Below are 7138 nucleotides of genomic sequence, written 5' to 3' on the forward strand. Positions count from 1 at the left end.
CTTGGCTGCGGTAAATAAACGCGGTGACAGAATGCGGTGGAAAAAAGCCGGCCCCGCGGGGACCGGCTTCGGTATGGACTACAGTGCCTTGTAGGTGTCGCGCAGCACGTTCTTCTGAACCTTGCCCATCGTATTGCGCGGCAGCTGGTCGATGATATGAACGCGCTTGGGCACCTTGAAGTTGGCGATGCGGCTCTTCAACTCCGCTTGCATGGCCGAGGCGTCCAGCGTCGCGCCGTCCTTGGGCACCACCACCGCCACGACGGCCTCGCCGAAGTCCGGATGCGGCACACCGATCACCGCCGACTCCGACACGCCCGGCATATCGTCGATGAGCGTCTCGATCTCCTTGGGGTACACGTTGTAGCCGCCGGAGATGATCAGGTCCTTGCTGCGGCCGACGATCGACAGATAGTCGTCGGGCGCCGTGCGGCCGGCGGACTCGCCGCCCCAGCGGCCCACGTCGCCGGTCTTGAACCAGCCGTCTTCAGTGAATTCCTCGCGCGTCTTTTCCGGCATGCGCCAGTAGCCCGAGAACACGTTGGGACCCCGCACCTGCACATTGCCGATCTCGCCCGGTGCAAGTGGCTTGCCGGCGTCGTCGACCACCCGGACATCCACACCCGGCAAGGCCCGGCCGACGGTGCCCGCCAGGCGCTCGCCCAGCGCGGCGTCGTACGGGTTGGAGGTCAGCATGACGGTTTCGCTCATGCCGTAGCGCTCAAGAATGGGATGGCCGCTGCGTTCCTTGAAATCGGAGAACGTTTCGGCCAGCAGGGGCGCGGAGCCCGAGATGAACAGGCGCATGTTGGCGCAGACCTCGCGATTGAAGCGCGGATCGGCCAGCAGACGCACGTAGTAGGTCGGCACGCCCATCATCACGGTGCTTTGCGGCAGATAGTGCAGCGCCTGGTCGGCGTCCAGCTTGGGCAGCCAGATCATCCGCGCGCCCGCCAGCAGCGCGCCGTGCGACGCGACAAACAGACCGTGCACATGGAAGATCGGCAGCATGTGCAGCAGCACGTCGTCCTCGCGCCAGCCCCAGTACTCATGCAGGGTGCGCGCGTTGGCCGCCAGGTTGCCGTGCGAGAGCATCGCGCCCTTGCTGCGGCCCGTGGTGCCCGAGGTGTACAGGATGGCGGCCAGGTCGTCCGGCTTGCTTTCAACGGTCTTGAACGTCTGCGACAGGCCGCCGGCCGCGTCCAGCAGCGTGCCGGTGCGGTCCTCGTCCAGCGTGTAGACGTGCGGGCAGTTGGCCTTGTCGGCGGCACGCTTGACCCAGTCCAGGTTCTTGCTGGCGCAGACCACCACGGACGGCTCGGCGTTGCCCAGGAAGTATTCGATTTCGGATTCGCGGTACGCGGTGTTCAGCGGCAGGTACACGAGGCCGGCGCGCAGCGTGGCCAGGTACAGCAGCAGCGCCTCGGGCGACTTTTCGACCTGCACGGCGACGCGCGCGCCCTCGGGCAGGTTCAGCGATTGCAGCAGGTTCGCCAGGCACGCGGTCGCGCGGTCGATATCGTCCCAGGTGTATTGGAGGTCGGGCGTTTCCAGCGCGACTTTGCTGCGGTCTTTGGGAAAGCCGCCTTGCAGGACAGCGTATAGGTTGGCGTTGCTCACCTGTCTAGTCTCCGGAAAAGGAAGGGTCTTCGCCGGCCAGGAAGGCGCGCACGCCCTCTCTGTGGTCCCGGCTTTCGGCATAGGAGAAATAATCGCGATACTCGTCCTCGGTCAAGGCGGCGCCGGTGGCGAGCCTGGCGGACAAGCGCTTGTTGATGCGGGCGGCCAGCGGCGCGCCCTGGGCGATGCGGTCAGCGCTGCGGCGGGCGGACGTCGCTACGTCGCCGTCGTCGACGATGCGGGTCAAGAGGCCCAGGTCTTTGGCTTCGGCAGCGCCGAACACCCGGCCTTCCAGCAGGATGGCCAGCGTCGCGGCCCGGCCGGCCAGCGCCAGCAGGCCGCGCATTTCATCGGGGGCCATCGGAAAGCCCAGGCGATTGATCGGCACGCCGAAACGGGCCGAAGCGCCGGCGATGCGCAGGTCGCACTGGCAGGCGATTTCCAGCCCGCCGCCCACGCACACGCCCTCGATCTGCGCGATGACCGGTTGCGGGCATTCGGCCACGGCGCGCAGCGCGGGCGCCAGGATTTCGCGGTGATAGTGCTGCACGCCAGCAAGATCGGCGCGTTCAGCGGGGAACTCGCGGATGTCGGCGCCGGCGGCGAAGTTGCCGCCCTCGCCACGCACGATCACGCAGCGCAGGGCATCATCTTGCGCGATCCGCGTGAAAACATCGCGCAGTTCGCGCCACATGCCCACCGTGATCGCATTCAGGCGCCCCGGATGCGATAGCGTCACCCCGGCCAGATGCCCGTCGCGATCGAGCCGAACACTGCCTTGGCCTTGGCTCTGGCCTGCCACGTTCTCCGTCATGTCCCCTGCCCTTGTTGTAGTTATCAGGAACCCGCCGCCGTGTGTCCGGCGGTCAGGCCACGCGCCCCACACCGCGGCTGATCTGCGGCTTGCCGTCGTTCAGGCGCTGAAGGTTGGTGTCCAGTTCGTCCAGGTCATACAGGTAATTGACCATCATGGCGCACGACTGCTTGAGCCCCTTGGGCGAGGTGTCCGCCGCCCAGTTCAGGCGCTCGATCCGCGCGCCGTTGCCCAAGTGAAAACGCGCCACCGGATCGACCGGCAAACCGTTCTTCATCGACTGCAGATAGCAGGCCGCCAGCCGGAAACCGGCGCGCTTGACCACGTCGGGCGCCTTGCCCTGCGCAGCCTTGGCCAGACGCGCGACCCAGCGCTGTCCGTCCGGCACGCCTTCACGCTGGCGGTCCTTGGCACGCGTCTTGTCTTCGCGCACGATCGCCTCGACGGCCTGCGCGTCCTGCTTGCCCAGCCAATCGGTAAAGCCCGGAATCGGCGACAAGGTGGCAAAGGCCTTCAGCTTGGGCAGCTCTTCCAGCAGCTGCTCGACCACGCGCTTGAGCAGGAAGTTGCCGAAGCTGATGCCTTTGAGGCCCGGTTGCGTGTTCGAGATGGAGTAGAAGATTGCCCAGCGCGCCTTGTCCAGATCCTGCGGCGGCAGCGTGCTGTCCAGCAGCACCTGCACGTTGTCGGCCATCTGGCTGGCAAAGGCCACTTCCACGAAGATCAGCGGCACGCCCGGCATCTGCGGGTGAAAGTACGCATAGCAGCGGCGATCAGGCGCCACGCGGTGGCGCAGGTCATCCCAGGACTTGATCTCGTGGACGGCCTCGTAAAGGATCAGCTTTTCCAGCAGCGACGCGGGCGAATCCCAGGTCAGCGGACGCAGTTCAAGCAAGCCCACGTCGAACCACGCCGACAAAAGGCCTTCCAATTCCTTGTCCAGCGACTGGATGCCCGACACCTGCTTGCGCCAGCGCAGCATGTCCGCGCGCAGTTCCACCAGAAAGCGCAGGCCTTGCGGCTGGGCGTTGAACCGCTTGAAGAGGCGCACCCCCTCGCCGCCATCGCCCGCATACGTGGCGCGGATCTGCGCCAGCGCGGCCAGCATCAGACGGCGGTCCTTGCCGTCCGCTGCGGTGTATTGCTCGCACCAGCGGCGCGCCAACTTGTTGGCGGCCACATCGGTCAGGCGCGCCTCGAACAGGCGGCGGACTTCGGATTCGCTGGGCAGACGTCCCCGCTCCCACAGCCGGCCCAGCCGCGTGATCAGGCTGGCGCTTTCGGCCGCGGCGGCGGCATCGACCAGATCGGCCTCGGGCTCAGGCGTGCGTGCGCCGCGCGCGGGCGCGAGATTGGCGGGTGCGGACATGGGCGGGCTCCTCGATGACGATGGGATCGGACGGCGCCGCGTCGGCGGCGTCTTCGTTGCTAAGGACGCGCAGCGCTTCAAGCTGGCGCATCAGATGGGTGTGCGCCAGCGCCTGCGCGGCGTCGGAATCATGGGCCTTCAAGGCCTCGAAGATGGCAAGGTGTTCGGCGCAGGACTGGTCGATGCGGCCGGGCCGGGACAGGCTGCGATGGCGCGACAGGCTCAGCACCTTGCGCAGGTTGCCCACCATGTCGGACAGCCACTGGTTGCCGGCCAGCGCCTGGACGGCTTCGTGAATGAGGTAATTGGTCTTGTAGTAGGCGTCGATGCGGCCCGCCTTGGCGTGGCCGGCCAGCGCGGCGTGCAGCGGTTCCAGTTCGGCCAGTTGCGCGTCGGTGGCCTTGCGCGCGGCCTCGAAGGCGCAGCGCCCTTCCAGCATGGCCATCAGCGGGAAGATGTCTTCCAGATCCTGGGCGGACAGTTCATTGACGAAGCAGCCGCGGCGGGGTTCCAGCCGGACCAGCCCTTCGGTGGCCAGCACTTTCAACGCCTCGCGCAGCGGCGTGCGCGAAATGCCCATTTCGCCTGCCAAGCGGAGTTCATCGATCCATTCGCCGTTACGCAGCGACCGCGCATGGATCATGCCGCGCAGGCGGTCCGCGACTTCCAGGTACAAGGCTTGCCGGACGATGGGTAGGGTCATGGGCAGACGGCGGGTAAATGCCGTAATTCATAATTATGAATAAGCCGATGATAGACCTGGGGGTGGAGAAAGGTAAAGCCGGGGCGGATTGGGACCTTCCCTAACAGCCGATGGATGCACTGTGAGGGCTCCCACGACACACTGCCGCCGGAGCCAACGCAGAAACCGGACTGGATTACCGCCGCAAACAGGCAGATCGCGCCCACCATTCCAGGGACAGTCCCTGCAATGCACCGCCCAAATGATTATCTTGTTCCTTGAACGCCGCATCGCTGCGGATCAGACCTGGGCCCTACTTCAACTGCTTGCAAATGGCCGCAAAGAGATCGAAGAAGGCCGAACCATCCCGGCGGTAGACGTGTTCACGCAGGTCGAATCGATGGACCGGGAAGATTCGGAATGAGCGCCACACTGGCGCGTGCATCCATCAAAAATGCAGAACCCCGTCGACCGCATGCCGCGTCAACGATCGCGCCCAGCGGCGAGCCGGGAGCCCGTACTTCCCTTCCACGATCTCCGCGCGCGCCAGCAGTTCTGCCGGGGTGATCGCCAGGCTGGGGCCGGAAAACGCCAGGACGATCTGGTTGCCGGCCTCGACTTCGGGGAGCAGCACGATGCGGTCGTCGAACGCCTTGGACAGGTTGTCGATGTTTTTGCCGAAGCTTTCGTGCCGGCCGAACAGGTTCACGGCCAGGATACCGACGTCGCCCAGCACGCGGCGGCAGTCGCGGTAGAACTTCACGGAATCGCGCACCGGGCCCTCGGCCGCCGCGTCGTACAGGTCCACCATCAGCACCGGGCAGCGCCCGGCATTCAGCGGATCGGCCACCCACGCGCCGGCGTCGGTGTGTTCGACCTGCAAGCGGTTCGCGCCCGGCAGGCGGAAGAACATGTGGCAGGCGGCGGTGACGCGCGGGTTCCATTCCACGGCCAGCAGCGGGCCGCGCGTGTGCTTGGCGCAGAACCGCGCCAGCGACCCGGCGCCCAGGCCCAGCATGCCGATGGCCTCTTCCTTCGGGGGCTCCAGGAACAGGAGCCAGGCCATCATCTGCGCGGTGTATTCCAGCACCAGATCGGCGGGGCTCTTGATGTTCATCGCGCCCTGCACCCATTCGGTATTGAAGTGCAGATAGCGGATGCCGTCGACTTCGGAAAGCGTCGGCTGGTCGAGTTCGGAGGGGAAGTTGGATTTGTACATGGGCGCGATTGTAGGCCGGCCGCCCCTCCCTGCCGCCGATTACGCCGCCGCTTCCCAGATGTGCTCGAGCAGGTCCGGGCCAGACACTTCTGCTTCAAGGGCGGCCGACAGCCGCAGGACGCGCTTCAGGTACAGATGCGCATCGCACTCCCAGGTCACCCCCAGCGCACCATGCGCCTGGATCGCGTTCTGGGTGGCGCTGCGGCTGGCTTCAACGGCCAGCAGCGGCGCAAAAAGGCAATCGGTTGCCGCCGACGCCGCGCGGTCATCCAGCGCCGATGCCGCCGCCCAGCCCGCCAGCCGCGCATCGTCCATCGCCATCCAGTCCTCGGCCAGCCGATGCTTGATCGCCTGATTGGCGCCAATGGCGCGGCCGAACTGCTGGCGCTCGCGGGCGTATGCCGCGGCCATGTCCAACGCCGCCGAAGCCGCCCCCAGCATTTCCGCCGACCGCAACAGGCGCAGACGCGTGCGCAGCAGGTTCCACGTACCCGGCTTTACCTGGACATCCGCGCTTTCCAGGACCGCGGGATGCGCCGCCACCGCGACCCGCATGGTCGGATCCAATCCCGCCACGCCCGTCACGGGCGACAGCATATCCAGCCGCAGGGACGCCGGACCGGTCTCGCGCACGGCAAGCGCGCGCACGCCCTCGCCGGCGCCTTCGATGAAGGCCGACCCGTCGGGGCGCAGCGTCGCGTCGGCGTACCAGGTGTCGCCGGTCATCATGTCGCCGGCCCATTGCGCGATCGCCCCACCCGCCTCGCACAGCGTCGGCAGCAGCACCATGTTCGATACGAGCGGCAAGCTAAGCAGATGGCGCCCCGCTTCCTCGGCGACGATCCAGGCCTCGCGCATGCCCAAGCCGAGTCCGCCTTGTGCCTCGGGCGCCAGCAAGGCGGGCCAGCCCTGTTCGGCCAGATCGCGCCACAGCGCCTGGCGGGCCGGCGCATCTTGATGACAGGCGCCGCGCGCCACGGCCACCGGATGGCGCTGCGCCAGGAAACGGTGCGCGGCGTCGCGCAGCATGCGCTGGTCTTCGCTCAAATGCAGATTCATTTACGGTCAGCCCTTGGGCAGGCCGAGCATCTGCTCGGCGATGATGTTGCGCTGGATCTCGGACGTGCCCGCCAGAATGGTTTCGGCCCGCGACCATAAATAGGCGTGCGTCAGGGACGCCGCGCGGGTGTCGGCTGCATCCACGCCAAGGCACCCGTCCTCGCCCAGCAATTGCATGGACAGTTCGAGCAGGCGCTGGTGCGCCTCGCTCCAATGGATCTTGGTGGACGATCCTTCCGGTCCGGGCGGATCGCCCCGCATCGCGGCGGCGAGCGCGCGCTGGGATTTCAGCGCCAGCACGTGGCTGTCGGCCGCCAGCCGCGCCCAACGGTGGCGCACCGATGCCGACGACGCCGGCACGCGGCCGTGCGGGTC

The 7138-nt window shown here is 67.0% G+C and carries 8 protein-coding genes; 1 reads left to right on the forward strand and 7 read right to left on the reverse strand.

The annotated features are described in order from the left end of the window. Window positions 1–78: 78 nt before the first annotated feature. The 4 genes from B3446_RS17230 to B3446_RS17245 are packed head-to-tail and all read right to left on the reverse strand — an operon-like array spanning window position 79 to window position 4506. Window positions 79–1620, reverse strand: a complete 1542-nt coding sequence (locus B3446_RS17230; protein WP_291383664.1) for a malonate--CoA ligase — start codon at window positions 1618–1620, stop codon at window positions 79–81. A gap of 4 nt (window positions 1621–1624) precedes the next feature. After that, on the reverse strand, window positions 1625–2434 hold the full coding sequence (locus tag B3446_RS17235; RefSeq protein WP_291383666.1) for an enoyl-CoA hydratase/isomerase family protein: 810 nt from the start codon (window positions 2432–2434) through the stop codon (window positions 1625–1627). Window positions 2435–2486: 52 nt separating this feature from the next. Next, complete coding sequence (locus B3446_RS17240) at window positions 2487–3803, reverse strand: malonyl-CoA decarboxylase domain-containing protein (RefSeq protein WP_291383668.1); 1317 nt, start codon at window positions 3801–3803, stop codon at window positions 2487–2489. Beyond that, entirely contained in the window at window positions 3754–4506 is a 753-nt protein-coding gene (locus B3446_RS17245; protein ID WP_191575763.1) for a GntR family transcriptional regulator, read from the reverse strand. The genes B3446_RS17240 and B3446_RS17245 overlap by 50 nt, the downstream gene beginning before the upstream one ends. 241 nt (window positions 4507–4747) lie before the next feature. Between B3446_RS17245 and B3446_RS17250 the strand changes: the two genes are divergently transcribed. Continuing rightward, on the forward strand, window positions 4748–4909 hold the full coding sequence (locus B3446_RS17250; RefSeq protein WP_291383670.1) for a hypothetical protein: 162 nt from the start codon (window positions 4748–4750) through the stop codon (window positions 4907–4909). Between the two features lie 24 nt (window positions 4910–4933). On the opposite strand, the gene B3446_RS17255 is transcribed toward B3446_RS17250, so the two are convergent. The 3 genes from B3446_RS17255 to B3446_RS17265 all read right to left on the reverse strand — a co-directional run. Further along, the gene (locus B3446_RS17255) at window positions 4934–5704 is read right to left on the reverse strand and encodes a spermidine synthase (protein WP_291383671.1); all 771 of its coding nucleotides are present in this window, start codon (window positions 5702–5704) and stop codon (window positions 4934–4936) included. Between the two features lie 39 nt (window positions 5705–5743). Further along, window positions 5744–6763 (reverse strand): acyl-CoA dehydrogenase family protein, encoded by a 1020-nt coding sequence (locus B3446_RS17260; RefSeq protein ID WP_291383673.1) that lies wholly within the window; start codon window positions 6761–6763, stop codon window positions 5744–5746. 6 nt (window positions 6764–6769) lie between these two features. Further along, window positions 6770–7138: acyl-CoA dehydrogenase family protein (locus B3446_RS17265; RefSeq protein WP_291383675.1), on the reverse strand; the 369-nt coding region annotated here is incomplete at its 5' end.

It is taken from the genome of Achromobacter sp. UBA5777, from assembly GCF_002418565.1.
Lineage (GTDB): Bacteria > Pseudomonadota > Gammaproteobacteria > Burkholderiales > Burkholderiaceae_B > Achromobacter > Achromobacter animicus.

What these genes read in the sequence shown, in the direction of transcription:
- B3446_RS17235 (WP_291383666.1), bottom strand. Translation starts at nt 2,434, where the DNA reads ATGACGGAGAACGTGGCAGGCCAGAGCCAAGGCCAAGGCAGTGTTCGG.
- B3446_RS17240 (WP_291383668.1), bottom strand. Translation starts at nt 3,803, where the DNA reads ATGTCCGCACCCGCCAATCTCGCGCCCGCGCGCGGCGCACGCACGCCT.
- B3446_RS17245 (WP_191575763.1), bottom strand. Translation starts at nt 4,506, where the DNA reads ATGACCCTACCCATCGTCCGGCAAGCCTTGTACCTGGAAGTCGCGGAC.
- B3446_RS17250 (WP_291383670.1), top strand. Translation starts at nt 4,748, where the DNA reads ATGATTATCTTGTTCCTTGAACGCCGCATCGCTGCGGATCAGACCTGG.
- B3446_RS17255 (WP_291383671.1), bottom strand. Translation starts at nt 5,704, where the DNA reads ATGTACAAATCCAACTTCCCCTCCGAACTCGACCAGCCGACGCTTTCC.
- B3446_RS17260 (WP_291383673.1), bottom strand. Translation starts at nt 6,763, where the DNA reads ATGAATCTGCATTTGAGCGAAGACCAGCGCATGCTGCGCGACGCCGCG.